This window comes from Lentisalinibacter orientalis (assembly GCF_040706535.1).
Classification (GTDB): domain Bacteria; phylum Pseudomonadota; class Gammaproteobacteria; order Steroidobacterales; family Woeseiaceae; genus Lentisalinibacter; species Lentisalinibacter orientalis.
This window is the reverse complement of record NZ_JAPDRJ010000003.1, coordinates 145,774-165,141: the sequence shown is the minus strand read 5'-3', so window position 1 is coordinate 165,141 and position 19,368 is coordinate 145,774. Positions and strand designations below refer to the sequence as shown.

Here is a 19,368-nt window from a genome sequence, read left to right as displayed (position 1 = left end):
GCGCTAAATATCAGTAGGTTGGCTTCGGTTTCTCGAGACGGATCAAGCAACGGTCACACGGCCGCGCACGCCACTCTCCAGCACTTCCTCGATGCGCCCGAAGACCTCCTCCAGGGTGTCGGAGTCGGGCAGCATCGTGATGCGGAAGTGGTTGCGGTACGGCGTGTTGAAGCTCGTCCCCGGTGCCACCAGCACGTGCCGGTTCTCCAGCAGGTCCAGCGCGAACGCCTGGTCGTCGAAGCCGGGATAACGGCGCGGATTGACGCCGATGAAGGCGTACATCGAGCCCATCGGTGCCACCAGCTCCAGGTAACGACTCGCCCCCACGGCGTCGAGCACGGTCTGGCGCGACTGGTAGAGCCGCCCGCCCGGAGCGACGAGCTGGCGGATGCTCTGGAAGCCGCCCAGCGCGGTCTGCACCGCCCACTGGGACGGCACGTTGCTGCACAACCTGAGCGCGGCCAGCAGCTCGAGCCCTTCCATGTAGCCCCCCGCGCGCTCCAGGGCCCCGCTCAGCACGGCCCAGCCGACCCGATAGCCGCAGGCCCGGTACACCTTGGACAGACCGCTGTAGGTGATGCAGAGCGTCTCGTTGACGAGGGTCGCCATGGGGACGAACTCGGCGTCGTCGTAGACCATCTGGTCGTAGATCTCGTCGGCCAGCATGATCAGACGGTGGCGCTCGGCGAGCGCGGCGAGCCGCTCGAGCAGCTCTCGCGGATAGACCGCCCCCGTGGGATTGTTCGGATTGATGACCACGATGGCCCGGGTGCGCGGCGTGATCAGCGATTCGAGCACGTCGGGATCCGGCAGGAAGCCGTTCTCCGGCAGGCAGGGATAATGCACCGCGCGGCCGCCATTCAGGGTCACCGCCGCCGTCCACAACGGATAATCGGGGCTGGGCACCAGGATCTCGTCGTCCCGGTTCAGCATGGCCCGCAGGGTCAGGTCGATCAGCTCGCTGACCCCGTTGCCGATGAACACCTCCTCGGCCGTGACGCCCGCCACGCCCCGGCTTTGCTGCTGCATCACCACGGCTTCGCGGGCGGGGAAGATGCCCTTCTGGTGGGAGTAGGCTTCGGACTGGGCCAGGTTTTCGATCATCGCCAGGCGCATGGTCTCCGGCGTGCGGAAGCCGAAACGGCCCGGATTGCCGATGTTCAGATGCACGATCTCGTAGCCCAGTTTCTCGAGCTCGTGGGCGCGCCGCGCCAGCTGACCGCGGATCTCGTAGCGGACGTCGTGCAACGCTGCGCTGGAATCGAATACGGGTCTCGTCATGGTCCTCTTCCCACCGGTCGGGGCCTGTCCATCCCTCATGATCCTGGCCCTCATAATCCTGGCGTCATAATCCTAGGCCGCATTGCGGTCCGATTCAGTGACCCACGCCACCATACCGTCGGATTCTGCCACGGAATCGCCTTCCCCGCCCGCCCCGCATTGCCCGCCACAGCCGCTGTTTGGCCGGCCGGCCCACGCGCGCGCAGCCGGCGTTATACTCCGGGCGGACCGGCGCGAACCGCCCCGAAACCCTGACGGAGGAACCGATGACCGACATCCGGAAAGCGATGCCGCTGCTGGCGGCCAACGAAGGCGTCTGGGACGGCTGGTACCGGCACGCCGACGCCGAGGGCAACAAGATCGACGAGCACCGCAGCCGGCTGATCTGCCGCTTCCCGGCGGAGGGCGAGTATCCCTACCATCAGAGCAACCTGTACACCTGGGAGGACGGCAGCACCGAGACCCGGGACTTCCCCGCCACCTACAAGGACGGGCGGATCTGGTTCGACAACGAACTCATCACGGGCTGGGCCGCCGAGGTGCCGCTGGACGACTACAACCGCACCCTGATGCTGAACTGGGTGCGCAAGGGCGAGCCCGACCTCTATCTCTACGAGATGATCCAGATGTCCGATTGCGGGCGCTACCGCTGCCGGGTATGGCAGTGGATCAAGGCGGGGAAGATCGCCCGCCGAACTCTCATCGACGAGGAGAAGGTCAGCGACAGCTGGGAGGGTTACTGAACGGCATCACCCCGGGCTCCGGTCGCCCTGGCCGCCCTGGCCGCCCTCGCCGTCCTCGGCGCTCGCCCCGGGCGGCAGCTCCGGAATCCGGATCGCGAGCCCCGCCAGCAGCGCCGCTCCCACCAGGCCGGCGATGACGGCGAATGACAGCTCGTAGTTGCCGCTAAGGTCGTAGAAGTAGCCGGTGAGGAACGGCCCCAGCCCGCCGCCGGCCGCGTCCAGGATGGTGATGGTGCCGATGATCTTGCCGAGCGCCTTCAACCCGAAGATATCGGCACACAGCAGCTGCAGCAGCGTGTAGAGGCCGCCCCACCCGAACCCGAACAGCACCAGCCCGATCCAGATCGCCCCCGGCTTCAGGATCAGCAGGCTGCCCCCGAACATCACGGCCAGGCCCAGGATGAAGACCCGCTTCTTGCCGATCAGGTCGGCGAGCACGCCGCTGCCGATCTTGCCGAACAGGCCCAGTGTGAACACGAGCCCGATGCCGGCCGCGGCAGTCTGCGGCGTGAATCCCCGGCCGTTCAGGTACAGGAACAGATTCGAGGCGGCGCCCAGGATGGCGTAGAAGGTACAGAACGCGATCAGTGCGATGAGCCAGAGATTCCGGTTCCGCAGTGCCTCCGCGTAGGTCATGCCCGGCAGATCGTCCGACGAGGCGCGGCCGGCCCGGGTCTGCACTCCGCCCAGCGGCGCCAGTCCCTTGTCGGCGGGCTTGTCCCTGACCAGCAGCAGCAGCGGCGGGATCAGCAGCACCGGCAGGATGGCGATCCAGCCGAAGGCGGCGCGCCAGCCTTCCGACTGGATCAGCAGGGTGTTGATGGTGGGCAGCAGCGCGTTGCCGAGACTGGTGCCGGCCAGGGTGATACCGATGGCGACGCCGCGCAGCCGCACGAACCATCGTGACACCAGCATGACGTTGACGATCAGCCCGGCGGTGGTGAGCACGATGCCGAACAGGAAATGGATGCCGTACATCTCCCAGATCGTATCCACCCGCCCGTACATCAGGTTGCAGCCGGACAGCAGCAGCAGACCGAACACCATCAGGGGCCGGATGCCGATGCGGTCGGCCAGCGCGCCCGCCAGCAGACCCATCAGGCCCGCGGACAACAGCGTCAGCGTGTCGCGGAATTTGTAGGCGGCGCGGGATATCTCTCCCTCGTCGGTGAGAATCTGCTGCGCCGCCCAGCCGCGCAGACCGCCCTCCTCGGCCATCTGCCGGATCGGTCCGATGCTCTCGGGCTGGTTCAGGGCCGCCAGCAGCTCGTTATCGAAGACCGTGAGCCCGCTCAGGGTCATGCCGTTGGATATCCACAGCGTCACGAAGGCCATGGCGACGATCACCCAGCCGTAGAACAGCCAGGTGGAGCGGGTGCCGGCGGGAGCCAGGTTGGTCATGGTCGTCTCCGGGCCGGGAGCGCGCTCAGCGGCGCAGGCTGGCCAGTTCGTAGTGGGTGCGCATGTAGCCGCCGGTGAGGCCGCGCAGGAAGAGGAATTCGTCGGGGGTGCACCAGACGTCGTAGGGCGGATGCTCCTGGGGCAGCCCGGGCGTGGACACGAAACGGAAATGCAGCGCGTCGAATGTGCCCGCCATCACCTCGATGGTCTCCTCGCCGACGTATTCGACGCCGATGCCGATGGAGAAGAGCATCGGGCCGGTGGCGCCGCGGTGGTCGGGCGAGGACAGCAGTATGGGCTCGATCACCTGCACTCCCGGTCCCTGGCTGCGGTCATAGAGCCGCAGGTGCCAGGCGTCGCAGGCGATGGCATGGTTCTGGAAGGTCTGCAGCGGACGCGCCAGGTCCATGCGCTGGGTGACGCGGCCCTCGGCCGCGGACCAGGTCTCGCACTCGGCGTGATCCGCGGCGAAACGGAACCAGCCGCTGCCGGTGAAGCGGTCGCCCACGCTCAGGCGCACGAAGCAGTCGGTGGGCATCCAGTCGGCGTCCACGCTGTAGGTGATGTCGCGCATCACGCTCGGTGCCTCGTCGATCTCGCAGTGAGCCGTCACCGTGCGCCAGCCGTCCGCATGGACGTGGATCTGGAAATTCTCGCGCCCGCGCTCCGTGCCCTCGTGGCCGGGCTTCGCGCTCAGGTAGGCGATCTCGCCGGACAGGCTCGTGTGGTCGCGCTGCAATATGAGGTCTTCGCTCATCGGTGTCCTCTCGCTGTCTGTCTGCCGCCGGCCCTGCCCGCTCAGATCACGCCGTCGCCCCGGAGGGCCTCGATTTCCCCGGCCGTGTAGCCGAGCTCTTCCAGCAGCGCGTCGCTGTCTGCCCCGAGCCCCGAGCCGGTTCTCCCGGGTGCCCGCTCGCCGTCGATGCGGATGGGATTGGCCAGGCTGCGGAACGACGCGCGCGCCGGGTGGGGCGTCTCCTCCACCATGCCGACGGCGTGGGCGAAGGCGTTGTCCAGCGCGGCGGGCACGTCGAGTACCGGCGCTGCCGGGATGCGGCCCTGCATGCGCTCGAGCCACTCGGCGCTGTCGCGCTCGCCCAGCACCTCGTCCAGCACGTCGGTGAGCGCGTCGCGATTGTCGTTACGCGCCGCGAGGTCCCGGAAGCGGGGGTCCCCGCCCAGGTCGGGGCGGCCGATGATCTCCAGCAGTATCTCCCAGAACTTCTGCGTCATGCACATGATGAATATCCAGCCGTCCCGGGTGCGGCACAGCTGACTCGGCGAGGCGTAGGGATGGGCGCCCCGTGGCAGACGGCCGGTCACGGCGCCCCGGTTCAGGTACCAGGTACCCGGATAGGTCAGCTGGTGCAGGGCCACGTCGAACAGGCTCACGTCCACGTCGCCGCCCTCCCCGCTGCGCTCGGCCTCGCGCAGCGCCGCCACCAGACCGAGCGCACCCACGACGCCGGTCATGAAGTCGATGATGGACAGCCCGAAGCGCGCCGGCGGCGTGTCCGGCTCGCCGGTCAGCGACAGGAAACCGGCCTCGGCCTGCATGAGGTAGTCGTAGCCGGGCCAGTCCGCGCGCTCGTTGTCCCGGCCGTAGGCGGAGATGTGACCGCAGACGATGGCACGGTTGTGGGGTGCCAGGGAGGCGTAGTCGAGACCGAGACGCGCCGGCTGGCTGCCCCGCAGGTTGTTCATCACGGCATCGCTGCGGGCCACCAGGCGGTGCAATATCTCGCGCCCCTGCGGCCGCTTCAGGTCGAGGGTCAGACTGCGTTTCGCCAGGTTGAAGGTCTGGTAGTAGTCGCTGTCGTCCGCGCCCAGCCGCCAGGCCCCCATGTGCCGCGCCGGGTCGCCCGTGCCGGGCTGCTCGATCTTGATCACCTCCGCGCCCAGATTGGCCAGATACAGGCTGCCGTAGGGGCCCGCGCCGAACTGCTCGACGCTGAGGATGCGCAGGCCTGCCAGCGGTGCTCTCACAGACGGCGGCGCTCGATCAGCTGGCGGGCGATGATGATGCGCTGCATCTCGTTGGTGCCCTCGCCGATGCACATCAGCGGCGCATCCCGGTACAGCCGCTCCACCTCGAACTCCGGCGAGTAGCCGTAGCCGCCGTGGATGCGCATGCATTCGGTGGCATTCTCCAGCGCCGCCTCCGAACAGAACAGCTTCGCCATGCCGGCTTCCATGTCGCAACGCTCGCCGCGGTCGTACTTGGCCGCCGCCTGCATCATCAGCAGACGACCCGCCTCCGTGCGCGTGGCCATGTCGCCCAGCTTGAGCTGGATGGCCTGGTGCTCGCAGATCGGCTTGCCGAAGGTCTTGCGTTCCTGCGAGTAGCGCACCGCCCGGTTCAGCGCGGACTGCGCGATGCCGACGCCGCGCGCGGCGATGTTGATGCGGCCGAGCTCGAGGCCTCCCACCGCCTGGATGAAGCCGCGCCCTTCCTCGCCGCCCACCAGCGCGTCGGCGCCCACGCGGTAGCCGTCGAAGACCAGCTCCGCGCTGTCGATGCTCTTGTAGCCGAGCTTGGCGAGCTTGCGGCCGACGGTGAATCCCGGCCCCTTCTCCGCGATGAAGAGGCTCATGCCGCGATGGCGGGGTTCGGCGTCCGGGTCGGTCTTCACCAGCAGCGCGACGCAGTCGCCGTGCAGGCCGTTCGAGATCCAGGTCTTGGTGCCGTTGACCACGTACTCGTCGCCCTCGCGGGCCGCCGTCGTGCGGATGCCCTGCAGGTCCGTGCCCGCGTCCGGCTCGGTGAGCGCCAGCCCGCCGCGCAGCTCGCCGGTGGCGAACCGGGGCAGCCACCGTTCGCGCTGCTCGTCGGTGCCGAAACGCTCGACGCAGGCCGCCATCATCAGATGGGAGTTGAAGATGCCGGTGGGCGCCATCCAGGCCTCACTGATCAGCGCGACCAGGCGCGCATAGGTGCGCGCGCTCAGGCCGAGTCCGCCCCAGCGCTGGCCGATCGTGGCGCCGAAAAGCCCCAGGCCCTTCATCTGTTCGACCAGTTCGTGGGGGTATTCGTCCGCCAGATCGTACTCGCGCGCGATGGGCCGGACCTCCTGCTCCACCCAGCGCCCGACCGCGTCCAGGATGGCCTCTTCCTCCTCGGCGCTGTAGCGGTTGTCGCCGTCGGCGTTGCTGGCGTTCTCGCTCATGGCTGCTCCCGGGTCAGTCGCGATGTCGCGATTCAGTAATCGATGCGGTCGTCGACGGCGTGGCCGCGTTTCGGTATCAGCATCGTGCGCTCGAATTCACACACCACCACGCCGTCCTGATTGCGGCCGATCGTGCGCACCGTGACGATGCCAGCCTCCGGGCGCGAGCGGGACTCGCGCTTCTCCAGCACCTCGGTCTCGGCGTACAGCGTATCGCCGGCGAACACGGGATGAGGCAGCCGGATCTCCTTCCAGCCCAGGTTGGCGATGGCCTTCTGGCTCACGTCGCTCACGCTCATGCCGACCAGCAGCGACAGCGTGAACGGGCTGGCCACCAGGTTGCGGCCGAACTCGGACGCCGCACCGTAGCGCTCGTCGAAGTGCAGGGGGTGGGTGTTCATGGTGAGCAGGGTGAACCAGGTATTCTCGGTGGCCGTCACGGTGCGGCCGGGACGGTGCTCGTAGACCGCACCGGGCTCGAATTCCTCGAAGTAGCGGCCGAAGCTCTCGCGGTAACGCTTCGGGCCGACCTCCCTGCTGCTATGCATGGTTCTCCTCTGCGCCATTCTCATGCGGCGCTTCCAACGAGTACCCGACTTCGGGCACTCGACTATGGGCTCTCGAGTATGGGCTGCCGGATAGCCGCCGTCGCCAGTCGCCCGCAGCCGGCATGGCTGCCGGCGAATGCTACTATCTGCACGCCCCGATGTGTACTTGGAAGGAGACGCCGATGACCATGGCAGCCTGGCTGCGGGACGGACCGGACGGCGCGGAGATCCGCCGCCGCCACCTCGCCGCCCACCTCGAGTTCGTGGAGGCGCATCTCGACACCATACTGGTGGCCGGTCCGCTGCTGGACGGACCGGACGGCGAGATGAAAGGGAGCCTGTACGTGCTCGACGTCGGCGACCGGCAGGAAGCCATGGCTTTCCTGGAACGCGACCCCTACCACGCTGCCGGGCTCTGGGACGAGACGGACATCCGCCCGTTCCGCGGCGTGGCCGGCCGCTGGGTGGGCGGCCGCAACTGGTAGTTCGGCGTGGATTGTTCGGCCGGGTAGTTCGGCCCGGGTAGTCCGTCCCCGCTAGTTAGGTCCCGGCAGGCCGCAACGGCACTGCGGCTCAGGCGAGCCCGAGTACGCCGGGGTTGATCAGCCCGTCGGGATCCACCTGCCGTTTCACGGCCTGCAGCAGCGTCCACGCGCCGGGATCCCTCCCCTCCCGGTACCGGTAGAACTTGCCGATCTGGAAACTCGTCGCCCCCGCCACATGGAACAGGTCGGCGAGCTCGTCTTTCAGCAGCGCTGCCAGCGCCGCCGCCTCGGGATTGTCCTCCCCCCGCGGCAGACGCGCGAGATGAGCGTCGTCCATAACCCGTTCATGGAAGGCCGTGCGCTCGCCGGGCCAGTACAGGCACGGCTCGATCAGGAGCGCGTGGTTGGAGATGGTGCAGAAGAGGTAACCGTGATGTACCCCGAGCCGCGCGGCCTCTTCGCCGTGGCGCTCGAACAGCGCCTCCAGGCGGGCGTACAGCGCCGCGGCCTCGGACGGTGGAACGATGCCGTGCACGGGGGCCCAGCGCTCTCCCGCCGGGCCGAGCATGCTGTTCACTTCGGCGAAGGGATTCGCCCGCATCACCTTCGGCACGGCGTTGTCGATTTCCTTCCCCGCACCGCCGACGGCAGCGCGCACGGCCGCGACGCCGGACGCCGCCTCCACCGCGTCCCTGCCGTCGACGCTGACGTGCAGCGAATAGGGCACGTCGTCCAGGAAGCCGCGACCGGATCTGGCGAGCTGCAGGCCGTCGCGCAGCCCGCGGGCGAGCGAGCCGGCGCCGCCCACCACCTTGCCCAGGGTGCGGACGTCCTCGGCCAGACTGGAGCGCTTCATCCGGAGCGACTGCAGGTACGGGTCGAAGGCGAAGACCTCGGAGGCCGCCTCGCTGCGGGCCACCGCCGACATCGCCCGGAACAGGGCATCGGCGTCCGGCAGCGACCAGGACAGGTATTCGGTTGCCGCCGGGCGGCGAATCAGGCGCAGGCTCGCCTCCGTCTTGAAGCCCAGCGCTCCGCAGTCGCCGGTGAACAGGCCGGTGAGATCCGGCCCGTGGTAGCGGAAGAACGGCCGCGCGCGGCCCGTGGCCCCACTGCCGGTCACGATGCGGCTGCCGTCCGCGGCGATCACCTCCAGGCCGAGCACGCTGTCCTGGGCCGCGCCGTAGCGTCCGGAGCCGAGGAAGATGCTGCCCTGGGAGAGCGCACCGCCCACCGTGGCGCGGATGCCCGACAGCGGCCCCCAGTAGGGCGTACGCACGCCCTCTTCGGCCAGGCGTTCGTTCAGCGCCGCCCAGGTGCAGCCGGCCTGGACGCGCACGTAGTTGTCCTCCGCGTTCACCTCCAGTACCCGGTCCAGCCGGCGGCTGTCGACGATCACCGTATTGGCACAGATGGGCAGGTAGGCGTCGGTGTAGGACATGCCGCCGCCGCGGGCGATCACGGCATAGCCCGCGCGCGTGGTCGCCGCCACGACCGCCGCGAGTTCGTCGGCGTCGGCCGGCGCCGCCACCGCGGCCGCGGTGGCCCCGTTGCGGTACACGTCGTGAGAGAAGAAAGCGCGCTCGTCCCGATCGGTCGAGACGAAACCGGCGCCACAGATGGACTCGAGTTGCCTGATCAGGTCCTGTTCTTCTGAATACTTGGCGACCATGGGGCGGTTTCGTGCGCGTCTTCGCGCGCGTCTGTGTCAGGATGGCCTGACACTTTAGGTCCTCGGCCGGGAAAGTCAAATCCCCATGCCGCGCGCCGCCGACAGGCCCCGGCACGATGAAACCCGGGCCAATAAAAACCCGGGTGACCCTGACGGGCCACCCGGGTGGGTCCGCACGGAGATGATGCGCGGATCGCGAGACAGGTCGGACCCGCTATTGCGGGCTGGGTATCGGCCTGTCCAGCTCTTCGACCCCGGCGTCCGGCACGTCGGCCGGCTCCGGCGCCTTTTGTTCCTCGGCCTCTCGGCGGCCGAAGTGGACCATCAGCGTGTCGACGTCGCGGTCACTGATCTCGCGGATCGAGGCGATCCGCAGCTCGCGCTGCACCGGATCGTCGACGAAGATCGCATCGCCACCCCAAGGGCAGAGACGCGTATCCCGCGTCCTGAAAGCGATGCGCCAGTCGGTCCTGAGGCTCGTGGCGGCACCGGTCACCGTGACCAGGTAGGCTCGCTTGTGGGAGGGTCCCCACAGGATCAGGTGCGACCGATCGAGCGGAGTGTAGTCTCTGACGGATCGCGCGAAGATGCAATCGTTAGCGGGCTCGAGAAGCGCCTGCGGCGAGGCCTCCACCCGTTCGTCGGCGCCTGCCACAAGCGAGAAAATGCATAATAAAAAAGCTATAAATAAATGATACATATTACTTTACGAGCGGCTATGATGCCGGACAAGATCCTGCATCAACGGGCTGTTGCAGAAATAAGACAGCCGTGGGCGCCGCCGGTTCCCGGCGCCGGGTGCGCGCCGTTCAGTCCCGCCCGGAGGCCACCGGACGCTCCGGATCGCGTATCCACTCGCTCCAGCTGCCCGGATACAGGCGGGGCTCGGGCAGCCCGGCGACGGCGGCGGCGAGGATGGTGTGGCAGGCGGTAACGCCGGAGCCGCACAGCGAGACCGCGCGGCCATCCTCCCCCACGCCGAGCCGAGCGAGCCGGGCGGCCAGCTCGGCGGGGGGCAGGAAGCGCCCGTCGTCGGCCAGGTTGGCGGAGAAGGGATGATTCAGCGATCCCGGGATATGGCCGGCCACGGGGTCGATGGGTTCCTGCCGGCCCAGGAAGCGGTCCCGGGCGCGCGCATCGAGCACCGGCACTCCGGCCGCCAATGCCTCCAGCACCGCTGCCGTGCCGGCCACCCGCTCCGGGTCCGGCCGCACCGGGTAAGCCGGTGCACCGGGCGGCGACGGCTCGGCGACGGTCAGCGCCAGTCCTGCGGCAAGCCAGGCGTCGATGCCCCCGTCGAGGACCCGCCGCCGCTCGTGCCCTACCCAGCCCAGCATCCACCACAGGCGTGACGCCAGCGCCCCGGAGGCGTCGTCATAGGCGACGACCAGCGTGTCGGGACGGATGCCCCAGGCGCCGAGCAGCGCGGCGAAGTGGTCGGGATCCGGCAGCGGATGGCGGCCACTCAGCGGTGTCACCGGGCCCGCGAGGTCGTCGTCGAGATGCGCATAGACCGCCCCGGGCAGGTGCCCCTCCCCGTACGCCCTGCGCCCGGCGTCCGGCTCGGACAGCACGAAACGGCAGTCGACGATGCACAGGCGGTCGTTGGCCGCGAGGGCGGAGAGTTCGGCGGGGTCTATGAGCGGGGTTTCGGACATCGGGTGGTCGACGGTTGCCGTTTTCGCTGCATTGCAGCACCTTGTCACTCCGGCGTCGGTCAGTGACAATAACGTGTTTGCATGTGTCATCCAACAAGGGTGCCGACACGCACCCCCGAGGAGAAGTATTCGTGGACAAGATTCTGGTAGGACTGAAGCGGGTCGTCGACTACAACGTCCGCGTCCGGGTCAAATCGGACGGCAGTGGCGTGGAGACCGAAGGGGTGAAGATGAGCATCAACCCCTTCGACGAGATCGCGCTCGAGGAGGCGCTGCGCATCAAGGAGCGCGGCGACGCCAGCGAGGTCGTGGTGGTCTCCATCGGGCCCGGCGAGGCCCAGCAGCAGCTGCGCACCGGCCTCGCCATGGGTGCCGATCGCGCCATTCTGGTCGAGACCGCCGAGGCCGTGGACCCGCTCAGCGCCGCCCGGGTCTTCAAGGCCCTCATCGACAAGGAGGAGCCGGGACTGGTGATCCTCGGCAAGCAGGCCATCGACAACGACGCCAACCAGACCGGTCAGATGCTGGCCGCGCTCTGGGACCGCCCCCAGGCGACGTTCTGCTCGGGCCTGGAGCTCGCCGACGGCAAGGCGAAGATCACCCGTGAGGTGGACGTCGGGCTGGAGGTGATCGAGGTGGACCTGCCGGCCGTGGTCACTGCGGATCTGCGCCTGAACGAACCGCGCTACGTGAAGCTGCCGGACATCATGAAGGCGAAGAAGAAGCCGCTCGAGACCATGAGCACCGACGACCTCGGGGTCAGCGTGGGGGCCGACTTCGAGATCACCGCCTACGAGCCGCCGCCCCAGCGCCAGAAGGGCATCATGGTGGAAAACGTCGCGGGGCTGGTAAATGCACTGAAGGAAAAGGGGCTGGTCTGATGGCTAAAGTACTGATCATTGCGGAACACGACCGGCAATCGCTGAACCCGAGCACGCCGAAGTGCGTCAAATGCGCCTCCGGTATCGAGGGCGCCGAGATCCACGTCGCCGTGTTCGCGAAGGATGCCGCCGCCGTGGCGGAACAGGCGGCCGGCATCGACGGTGTGGCGAAGGTGCTCACGGTCGAGAACGACGCCAACGAGCATGCCCTCGGCGCGGTTCTGGCGCCCCAGGTGGTCGAGCTCGCCGACGGCTACAGCCACGTCCTCGGGCCGTCCACCAGCTTCGGCAAGGACCTCATGCCCCGGGTGGCGGCGCTGCTCGGCGTTAACCAGATCTCCGACGTCATGGAAGTGCTGGGGCCGTACGAGTTCAAGCGGCCCATCTACGCCGGCAACGCGATCATCACGGTGAAGGCGCCGCAGGACAAGACGCTGGTGGCCACGGTGCGCGCCGCCTCCTACCAGGCGGCGGCGGACGGCGGCAGCGCCGAGGTTGAGGCGGCCTCGGTCGGCGCCGAGCTGCCCACGCATACCCGCTGGCTGGAGCTGCAGGCGGGCTCGTCGGACCGGCCGGATCTGGCCACCGCCCCGCGCGTGGTGTCCGGCGGCCGGGCGCTCGGCAGCGAGGAGAACTTCGAGATCATCTTCAAGCTGGCCGACAAGCTCGGCGCGGCCGTGGGCGCCTCCCGGGCGGCCGTGGACGCGGGTTACGTGCCCAACGAACTGCAGGTGGGTCAGACCGGCAAGATCATCGCGCCGGAACTCTACATCGCCATCGGCATCTCGGGCGCCATCCAGCATCTCACCGGCATCAAGGACGCCGGCACCATCGTCGCGATCAACAAGGACGAGGATGCGCCCATCTTCGAGGTGGCGGACATCGGCCTGGTGGCCGACCTGTTCAAGGCCATCCCGGAGCTCGAGGACGAGCTGGGCAGCTGATCGGCCGCGGGTGCGGCGGGCGTCCCCGTCCGCCGCATCCGGGCATCGTGCGCGTCTGCAGACCGGTGCTAGACGGGCCGCTGGAAGATCCCGAGCGCCGCTTCGAGTACCAGCGCGACCCAGATCACGATAACGAAGGGGCGCGCGCGGGTGAGGCTGCGCTGGATGGCTCCCTCGGTCGCCGGCCGGGACCCCTCCTCCATCAGGCTGGCGAACGCGGGACCGAAGGGCTTCAGCGCGATGCGGATCGCCAGACCGCAGCCCACCGTCACGGCGAAGAGGAGCAGTTTCAGCGCGATCCAGTCGCCGCGGATCCAGGCCGGATCCACAATGTGCCACACGGCGGCACCCGCCGTGGCGGCGATGACCACGAGACGCAGCCCGAAATCCGTGCGCTGAAGTGCGCGGGCCGCCGGCGGCGCATGCACGAAGTGCACCGCCAGCACCAGCGCCAGCCAGACGAACGACGCGACCCACATCAGGGCCAGCGCCGCATCGGACAGCGGCAGCTGCTGGCGGATGGCGGCCAGGTGCAGGCCGGCGGGGAGAATCAGCACCATGCAGATGCGCGGCGACATGTCGACCGCCAGCATGATGGCCGCCGCAGTCTTGCGCGCCTCGCGCCCGAGGTCGGGATTGGAGACGAAGCGGCTGGCGTAGAACACGCCCAGGTCGCCGCCGAGCCAGTAGGCGAACAGGATCACGTGCACGAGCACGAGCAGATCGTAGAGCATCAGGCTGCCTCCGCCACCCTGACCAGGGCCTTGCCGACATTCTCGCCCCGCATCAGGCGGCAGAACGCCTCCGGCGCATTCCGAAGACCGTCCGTGACGTCCTCCCGGGCCCGGATCAGGCCGTCCCGGTACCAGGCCCCGGCCTCCGCCGCGAATTCGTCCCAGCGGTCGTAGTAGTCGTAGACCACGAGCCCGTGAATATGGGCGCGGGCGCCGATCACCGGTCCGAGGTTCGGGCCCGGCGGCGGCTCGCCGCTGCGATTGTACTGGTCGATCATGCCGCAGAGCACGATGCGTGCACCGAGCGCCAGATTGCCCAGCACGGCCGCGAGGGTATCCCCCGCGACGTTGTCGAAATAGACATCGATGCCGTCCGGGCATGTGGCCGCCAGGCGTTGCCGCAGATTCTCCCGGCGGTAGTCGATGCAATCGTCGAAGCCGAAGGTCCCGGTCACCAGCTCGCACTTTTCCGCCGAACCCGCGATGCCGACCGCCCGCGCGCCGCTCAGACGCGCGATCTGGCCGACCATGCTGCCGACCGGTCCCGCCGCCGCGGAGACCACCACCGTTTCGCCGGCCCCGGGACGGGCCAGGAACTTCAGGCCGGCCCAGGCGGTCAGGCCCGGCATGCCGAGGATGCCCAGGGCGAGCGACGGGGGCGGCCCGTCCGCATCGAGGACGCGCACACCCTCCCCGTCCGACAGGCCGTACTCCTGCCAGCCGTTGCGGTCGGCAACGAGCATCCCGGGCCGGTAATCCGGGTGCCGGGAGGCCACGATCTCCGATACGGTGCTGCCCACCACCACGTCGCCCGGTCCGACCTTGTCAGCGGAGATGTGACGGCCGGAGATCACGCCGCGGACGTAGGGGTCGAGCGACAGCCAGAGCGTGCGCGAGACGAATTCGCCCTCGCCGGCTTCCGGCACCTCACCCTCCGTCAGGCGGAAGTCCTCCGGCACCGGGACGCCGTCCGGGACCCGTGCCAGGACGACCCGGCGATTGACCGACGCGGTCACTGCGTCGCTCAGACCGCCGCCAGCATCGTCTCCGCCGAACTCACCTCGAACTGCCCGGGCGCCTCGACGTTGACCACTTTCGCCACGCCGTCGTCGACCAGGATGGCGAATCGCTGGCTGCGCTGGCCCATGCCGAAACCGCTGGCGTCGAGCTCGAGACCGAGTTTCCGCGTGTAGTCACCATTGCCGTCGGCGAGCATCAGCACCTTGTCGCCGACGCCCCGATCCTTGCCCCAGGCACCCATCACGAACGCGTCGTTGACCGACATGCAGGCGATGGCATCGATGCCCTTGCCGGCGAATTCGTCGGCATGCTCGACGTAGCCGGGCAGATGATTCATGGAACACGTGGGGGTGAACGCGCCCGGCACGGCGAAAAGCACCACCTTCCTGCCGCTGAACAGCTCGTCGGTCGTCATCTGTCCGGGACCCTCCGACGTCATCACGCCGAACGTTCCCTCGGGCATGCGTTCTCCGGGACTGATAGCCATTTGCTCTCTCCTCTCTGGAAACCGTTATGCGGCGGTCTTCGTGCGCAACGCCGCTGCTTTTTCTTCGCGGCCGTCCCGTCCCTCAGTCGTCGATGAGGAACAGGGACAGCTCGGGCCAGAAGGATACCACCGCCAGGCCGACGAGCATCAACAGAAGGAACGGCACCACGGCCCGGCAGATGAGCCAGAAGTTCTCCCGGAATGCCCCGAGCGCGACGATCAGGTTCAGGCCCAGCGGCGGCGTCAGGTAGCCGATCTCGAGGTTGACCACCATGATGATGCCGAAGTGCACGGGGTCGATGCCCTGGGCGGCGGCCAGCGGCATCAGCATCGGCGCGAGGATCAGTATGGCCGAGCCGATATCCATGATGCAGCCGACGATCAGCAGGAAGACGTTGACGATCAGCAGGAAGGCCACCCGGCTGTCGATCTGCCCGCTGAGCCAGTCCACCAGTTGTTCCGGCACCTTCTGGTAGGTGAAGAAGACGTTCAGCGCCAGCGCCAGCATCAGCACCGGGAACAGTCCGCCCAGCAGCCGTCCGGTATCGGCCATGACCTCGGCGACGTCCCTGAGGCCGAGTTGCCGATGCACCAGCACCTCGACCAGGAGCGCGTAGACGACGGCGACGGCGGCCGATTCCGTCGCGGTGAAGTGGCCCGTATAGATCCCGCCGAGGATGATCACCGGCATCAACAGCGCCAGCACGCCGTGCCAGGCGGCCTCGCGCACCTCCGCATACACGATAGGCTGACGGTCGCGATGCCAGTTCACGGCCACCGCGTAGGCCGCCATCAGGCCGGTCAGCAGCAGCGCCGGGCCGAGTCCGGCGATGAACAGATCGGCGATCGAGGTCTGCGTCATCACCCCGTACAGGATGAGCGGGATCGATGGCGGCACGATGATTCCCAGCGTGCCGGCCGAGGTCAGCGCGCCCAGCGAGAAGCGCTTGCCGTAGCCGGCCTGCAACAGCGCCGGATACATCACCGCGCCCACTGCGAGCAGCGTTACCGTGCCCGAGCCGGAGATGGCCGCGAAGATGGCGCAGGAGAGCACCGTGGCGATGGCCAGGCCGCCGGGCACGGGTCCCGTGAGCGCCTTGACCAGCCGCACCAGGCGCAGCGCCATGCCGCCCTTGGCCATGATGTTGCCGGCCAGGATGAACAGCGGAATCGACAGCAGGACTTCCTTGTTCAGCGCGCCCCAGGCATCCAGCACGATGAAGCCGAGCTCGTCCTCGGTGTAGAACAGGTACAGGTAGGCGACGGCCGTACCGAGGATGACCAGCAGGTTCTGCCGCAGGGCCAGCAGCACGAGGACGAGCGCGAGCAGCCACAGCGCGCCCATGTCAGCTGTCGTCCGTGCCGGTCGACGCCGCCGCCGGCCTCAGTTCCGGCCGCACGGCGTAGATGCCGTGGCGCAGCGCCGCGATGCCGAACACGAGGGGGATCACTGCCTGGATGGGCCACACGGGCAGGCGCAGGATCTCGGAGCGCTCGTCGAGCCGGACGCTGGTGACCACCATGTCGGTCGCGACGACGGCGAAGGCGACGCAGAAGAGAGCGAACAGCGCGTGCTGCAGGAAAGCGAGCTGGAACTCCCATCGCGCGGGCAGCCATCCGTCTGCGAACCGGGGGCGCAGGTGCGACCCGGCGGCCGAGGCGAGCCCGATGCCGAACATGACGACGACGATGTTGAAGTAGACGCCGACCTGTCGGGCCCAGGGCAACCCGATGCCGGTGACCTCCCGCGCCAGCACGTCGGCGAACACGACGCCGACCATGCCGCTGAAGGCGACGATCACGATGGTCCGCTCGACGCGATGCAGCGAGGCCAGCAGGTCTTTCACATCCCGCCCCCGCGGCTCGGGCCTGTCAGCACTGGCAACTTCACGCTCCTGTCGGTACCGTCCCGTGCGCGGCATCGCGCCGCGGGCCGAGTATCGCAGACTACGGTCGCCCAGTGCGAATGAGACCGGCCTGCTGCATGGCTGCCGGCCGTGGCGTACCATGGCAGGCGCACCGGGATGCCCCGGAGAAGCGACGGGAAAACGACGGGAAAACAATGATCACGCTCTACACGGCCGCCACGGCGAACGGTCAGAAGGCCGCCATCGCTCTCGAGGAGGCAGGCCTGGATTACCGCACCCGGATCCTCGATCTCGCCGCCGGGGAACACCTGGACGCCTCGGTGCTGGCGCTGAATCCCGTGGGACGGATCCCTTTCATCGAGCCCGGGGACGGCGATGCGGGCCGGGTCATCTACGGCACGCTGCCGGTAGCCATCTACGCAGCGGAACGCAGCGGCCGCCTCCTTCCCGCCGCCGGCCCCGGCCGCTATGCCGTGCTGCAGTGGGCCGCCTTCGCCGCCACCGATCTCGGCCACGTGTTCGCCAATCAGTTCCTGCTGGAGGAACTGGTGGGTACGGAGGACGCGCGGGTGCGCGAGTTCGTTCACAGCCAGATCGCACGCATGCTCGGCATCGTGGAGGAGCGGCTGGAGCAATGTGAATACCTGGCGGGCGCCGAGTACAGCATCGCCGACGTGCTCGCCTACCCGACCGCCGCCAACTCGGCCAACCGCCTGCCCCGCAGGCTCGAGGACTATCCGAACATCCGCCGCTGGGCGGACGGCGTCGGCGGCCGGCCGGCCGTGGCGCGCGGGATGGAGGCCGCGTGAAACCGTTGCGCCCGGGTCTCCTGGGCGTCGCCCTGGCCGTTCTCCTGAGCCTCGCGGCGGGCTGCGGCGAGAGCACACCGGATACCTCGAGAGTGCGGGTCACCGCCCTGAGCCCGCCGGGCACGCCGTGGCACGAGGGCTGGGTTCGCTTCGAGGAGCGCTTTCACGCCAGGAACGACACGGACCTCGAGCTGGACATGTTCGTCACGGGCCAGCTCGGCAGCGAGGAGACCATGCTCTCCAGCCTGCGGCGCGGCCGCGTCCACATCGGCGGCTTCTCGCTGCAGGGCCTGGCGGTGGTGGTGCCGGAGCTGAACGTCCTGCTCGCGCCCTATCTGTTCGATTCGACGGGCGAGGTCGACTTCGTCATCGACAACTACCTGACCCCGGCTTTCCGCGAGCTGTTCGCCGCGAAGGGCATGGAGCTGCTGCAGTGGGCCGAGGTCGGCTGGACGCACATCTACGGACTGACACCCATCATCACGCCGGAAGATGCCCGGGACCGGCCGATGCGGGCCTCCAACGCGATCGGCTCCCAGGTCTTCACGGAGGCCATCGGTGCCGACAGCACGCCGGTCACCTTTTCCGAGGTGATCCCGTCGCTGCAGACCGGCCTGATCGAGAGCGGCCAGAGCGGCACCGGCATGTACGCCATCGCCGGCATCTCCCGGGAGGCCAGGCACCTGACCCTGACCCGTCACGCCTTCGACACCGGACTCATCGTCGCCAACCGGGCCTGGTTCCGCGCGCTGTCCGAGCGCAAGCGGCAGGTGATCATGGACTCCCTGGACCCGCTGCAGTACAGCCGCGACGACGTGCGGCGGGTCCTCGCAAACATCTTGACCGAGCAGCTACCCGCCCAGTCGGTGGAGATCCACCGGCTGGACGAGGAACAGCGGCAGCGCTGGCGCGCCGCGCTGGCCGGTACCCACGAGACGCTGCTGGAGCGCGTCGGCGGGCGGGCGCGGGAGATCTACCGCCGGGTGCAGGAGGGGAAACGCGAATGGGCCCGCCTGCAGGAGGCCGGCAAAGTTCCGGCCGAAAGCGCGGCGGCCGAGCGCAACTGACGGAGGAACGACGACCATGCCACAGCCCGATTACATCATCGCCCTGGATATCGAATTACCGGATCCTGCCGACCTCGACCCCGACATGGCGAAATACTTCCGGGTCTGCGAGGAGAAGCTCGGCATGGTGCCGAACGTGCTGAAGGCTCACAGCTTCGACCAGGGTCAGCTGCGCACCTTCGCCGGCTTCTACAACGGCCTGATGCTGGAGGAGTCCGGCCTCACGCCCCTGGAGCGGGAGATGATCGCCGTCGTGGTCTCCTCCGCCAACCACTGCTATTACTGCCTGGTCGCCCATGGTGCCGCAGTGCGGGAGATGTCCGGTGACCCCGAACTCGGCGAGATGCTGGTGATGAACTACCGGGTGGCGCCGCTGGAACCGCGCACACGGGCGATGCTCGATTTCGCCTGGAAACTCACGGTCACGCCCCACCAGATCGTGGACGAGGACCGGGAGGAGCTGCGCAGCTACGGCTTCAGCGAACGCGATATCTGGGACATCGCGGCCGTCGCCGCGTTCTTCAACATGAGCAACCGGATGGCCACGGCGGTGGACATGATGCCGAACCGGGAGTACCACGCCGCGCACCGTTCGGGCTGAAG

Annotated in this window: 21 protein-coding genes; 7 read left to right on the top strand and 14 right to left on the bottom strand. The window is 68.4% G+C overall.

Annotation, left to right across the window (positions count from 1 at the left end; all coding sequences use genetic code 11):
• Positions 1-42 precede the first annotated feature (42 nt).
• The gene (locus ACJMK0_RS12285) at positions 43-1,281 is read right to left on the bottom strand and encodes a pyridoxal phosphate-dependent aminotransferase (protein ID WP_405238709.1); all 1,239 of its coding nucleotides are present in this window, start codon (positions 1,279-1,281) and stop codon (positions 43-45) included.
• Positions 1,282-1,547: 266 nt separating this feature from the next.
• Here ACJMK0_RS12285 and ACJMK0_RS12280 point away from each other — a divergent pair, with 266 nt between their 5' ends.
• The gene (locus tag ACJMK0_RS12280) at positions 1,548-2,024 is read left to right on the top strand and encodes a DUF3598 domain-containing protein (RefSeq protein WP_405238708.1); all 477 of its coding nucleotides are present in this window, start codon (positions 1,548-1,550) and stop codon (positions 2,022-2,024) included.
• Positions 2,025-2,030: 6 nt separating this feature from the next.
• Here the strand turns inward: ACJMK0_RS12280 and ACJMK0_RS12275 are convergent, their stop codons facing one another.
• The 5 genes from ACJMK0_RS12275 to ACJMK0_RS12255 are packed head-to-tail and all read right to left on the bottom strand — an operon-like array spanning position 2,031 to position 7,140.
• Positions 2,031-3,425 carry an MFS transporter gene (locus ACJMK0_RS12275; RefSeq protein WP_405238707.1) on the bottom strand — a complete coding sequence of 465 codons (1,395 nt, stop codon included), beginning with the start codon at positions 3,423-3,425 and terminating at the stop codon, positions 2,031-2,033.
• A gap of 25 nt (positions 3,426-3,450) precedes the next feature.
• Positions 3,451-4,182, bottom strand: coding sequence for a hypothetical protein (locus ACJMK0_RS12270; protein ID WP_405238706.1), 732 nt, complete (start codon positions 4,180-4,182; stop codon positions 3,451-3,453).
• Positions 4,183-4,223: 41 nt separating this feature from the next.
• Positions 4,224-5,411: a CaiB/BaiF CoA transferase family protein gene (locus ACJMK0_RS12265; RefSeq protein WP_405238705.1), complete on the bottom strand. Its 1,188-nt coding sequence runs from the start codon at positions 5,409-5,411 to the stop codon at positions 4,224-4,226.
• Entirely contained in the window at positions 5,408-6,592 is a 1,185-nt protein-coding gene (locus ACJMK0_RS12260) for an acyl-CoA dehydrogenase family protein (protein ID WP_405238704.1), read from the bottom strand. Before ACJMK0_RS12260 ends, ACJMK0_RS12265 begins: the two co-directional genes overlap by 4 nt.
• A gap of 32 nt (positions 6,593-6,624) precedes the next feature.
• A complete protein-coding gene (locus ACJMK0_RS12255; protein ID WP_405233315.1) occupies positions 6,625-7,140 on the bottom strand; it encodes a MaoC family dehydratase in 516 nt (171 codons plus the stop codon).
• 182 nt (positions 7,141-7,322) lie between these two features.
• On the opposite strand from ACJMK0_RS12255, the gene ACJMK0_RS12250 reads away from it, so the two are divergent.
• Entirely contained in the window at positions 7,323-7,625 is a 303-nt protein-coding gene (locus ACJMK0_RS12250; RefSeq protein WP_405238703.1) for a YciI family protein, read from the top strand.
• 88 nt (positions 7,626-7,713) lie between these two features.
• Here ACJMK0_RS12250 and ACJMK0_RS12245 read toward each other — a convergent pair whose 3' ends face one another.
• The 3 genes from ACJMK0_RS12245 to ACJMK0_RS12235 form a co-directional block, all read right to left on the bottom strand.
• Positions 7,714-9,297 carry an FAD-binding oxidoreductase gene (locus ACJMK0_RS12245; RefSeq protein WP_405238702.1) on the bottom strand — a complete coding sequence of 528 codons (1,584 nt, stop codon included), beginning with the start codon at positions 9,295-9,297 and terminating at the stop codon, positions 7,714-7,716.
• Between the two features lie 214 nt (positions 9,298-9,511).
• Entirely contained in the window at positions 9,512-9,997 is a 486-nt protein-coding gene (locus ACJMK0_RS12240; protein ID WP_405238701.1) for a DUF6491 family protein, read from the bottom strand.
• Between the two features lie 109 nt (positions 9,998-10,106).
• The gene (locus ACJMK0_RS12235) at positions 10,107-10,955 is read right to left on the bottom strand and encodes a sulfurtransferase (RefSeq protein WP_405238700.1); all 849 of its coding nucleotides are present in this window, start codon (positions 10,953-10,955) and stop codon (positions 10,107-10,109) included.
• A gap of 131 nt (positions 10,956-11,086) precedes the next feature.
• On the opposite strand from ACJMK0_RS12235, the gene ACJMK0_RS12230 reads away from it, so the two are divergent.
• Both ACJMK0_RS12230 and ACJMK0_RS12225 read left to right on the top strand, forming a co-directional pair.
• On the top strand, positions 11,087-11,836 hold the full coding sequence (locus tag ACJMK0_RS12230) for an electron transfer flavoprotein subunit beta/FixA family protein (protein WP_405238699.1): 750 nt from the start codon (positions 11,087-11,089) through the stop codon (positions 11,834-11,836).
• On the top strand, positions 11,836-12,780 hold the full coding sequence (locus ACJMK0_RS12225; RefSeq protein WP_405238698.1) for an electron transfer flavoprotein subunit alpha/FixB family protein: 945 nt from the start codon (positions 11,836-11,838) through the stop codon (positions 12,778-12,780). The genes ACJMK0_RS12230 and ACJMK0_RS12225 overlap by 1 nt, the downstream gene beginning before the upstream one ends.
• A 68-nt stretch (positions 12,781-12,848) precedes the next feature.
• Here the strand turns inward: ACJMK0_RS12225 and ACJMK0_RS12220 are convergent, their stop codons facing one another.
• From ACJMK0_RS12220 to ACJMK0_RS12200, 5 genes are all read right to left on the bottom strand, one after another.
• The gene (locus tag ACJMK0_RS12220; protein WP_405238697.1) at positions 12,849-13,514 is read right to left on the bottom strand and encodes a hypothetical protein; all 666 of its coding nucleotides are present in this window, start codon (positions 13,512-13,514) and stop codon (positions 12,849-12,851) included.
• On the bottom strand, positions 13,514-14,530 hold the full coding sequence (locus ACJMK0_RS12215) for an NADP-dependent oxidoreductase (RefSeq protein ID WP_405238696.1): 1,017 nt from the start codon (positions 14,528-14,530) through the stop codon (positions 13,514-13,516). Before ACJMK0_RS12215 ends, ACJMK0_RS12220 begins: the two co-directional genes overlap by 1 nt.
• An 8-nt stretch (positions 14,531-14,538) precedes the next feature.
• Positions 14,539-15,021 carry a peroxiredoxin gene (locus tag ACJMK0_RS12210; RefSeq protein ID WP_405238695.1) on the bottom strand — a complete coding sequence of 161 codons (483 nt, stop codon included), beginning with the start codon at positions 15,019-15,021 and terminating at the stop codon, positions 14,539-14,541.
• An 82-nt stretch (positions 15,022-15,103) separates the two neighbouring features.
• Positions 15,104-16,366: a TRAP transporter large permease gene (locus ACJMK0_RS12205; RefSeq protein ID WP_405238693.1), complete on the bottom strand. Its 1,263-nt coding sequence runs from the start codon at positions 16,364-16,366 to the stop codon at positions 15,104-15,106.
• Between the two features lies 1 nt (position 16,367).
• Complete coding sequence (locus ACJMK0_RS12200) at positions 16,368-16,868, bottom strand: TRAP transporter small permease (protein ID WP_405238692.1); 501 nt, start codon at positions 16,866-16,868, stop codon at positions 16,368-16,370.
• A 215-nt stretch (positions 16,869-17,083) separates the two neighbouring features.
• Between ACJMK0_RS12200 and ACJMK0_RS12195 the strand changes: the two genes are divergently transcribed.
• The 3 genes from ACJMK0_RS12195 to ACJMK0_RS12185 are packed head-to-tail and all read left to right on the top strand — an operon-like array spanning position 17,084 to position 19,366.
• Complete coding sequence (locus ACJMK0_RS12195; RefSeq protein WP_405238691.1) at positions 17,084-17,698, top strand: glutathione S-transferase family protein; 615 nt, start codon at positions 17,084-17,086, stop codon at positions 17,696-17,698.
• Positions 17,695-18,765: a TRAP transporter substrate-binding protein gene (locus ACJMK0_RS12190; RefSeq protein ID WP_405238690.1), complete on the top strand. Its 1,071-nt coding sequence runs from the start codon at positions 17,695-17,697 to the stop codon at positions 18,763-18,765. Before ACJMK0_RS12195 ends, ACJMK0_RS12190 begins: the two co-directional genes overlap by 4 nt.
• Before the next feature lie 16 nt (positions 18,766-18,781).
• Entirely contained in the window at positions 18,782-19,366 is a 585-nt protein-coding gene (locus tag ACJMK0_RS12185) for a peroxidase-related enzyme (protein ID WP_405238689.1), read from the top strand.
• Positions 19,367-19,368: the final 2 nt, after the last annotated feature.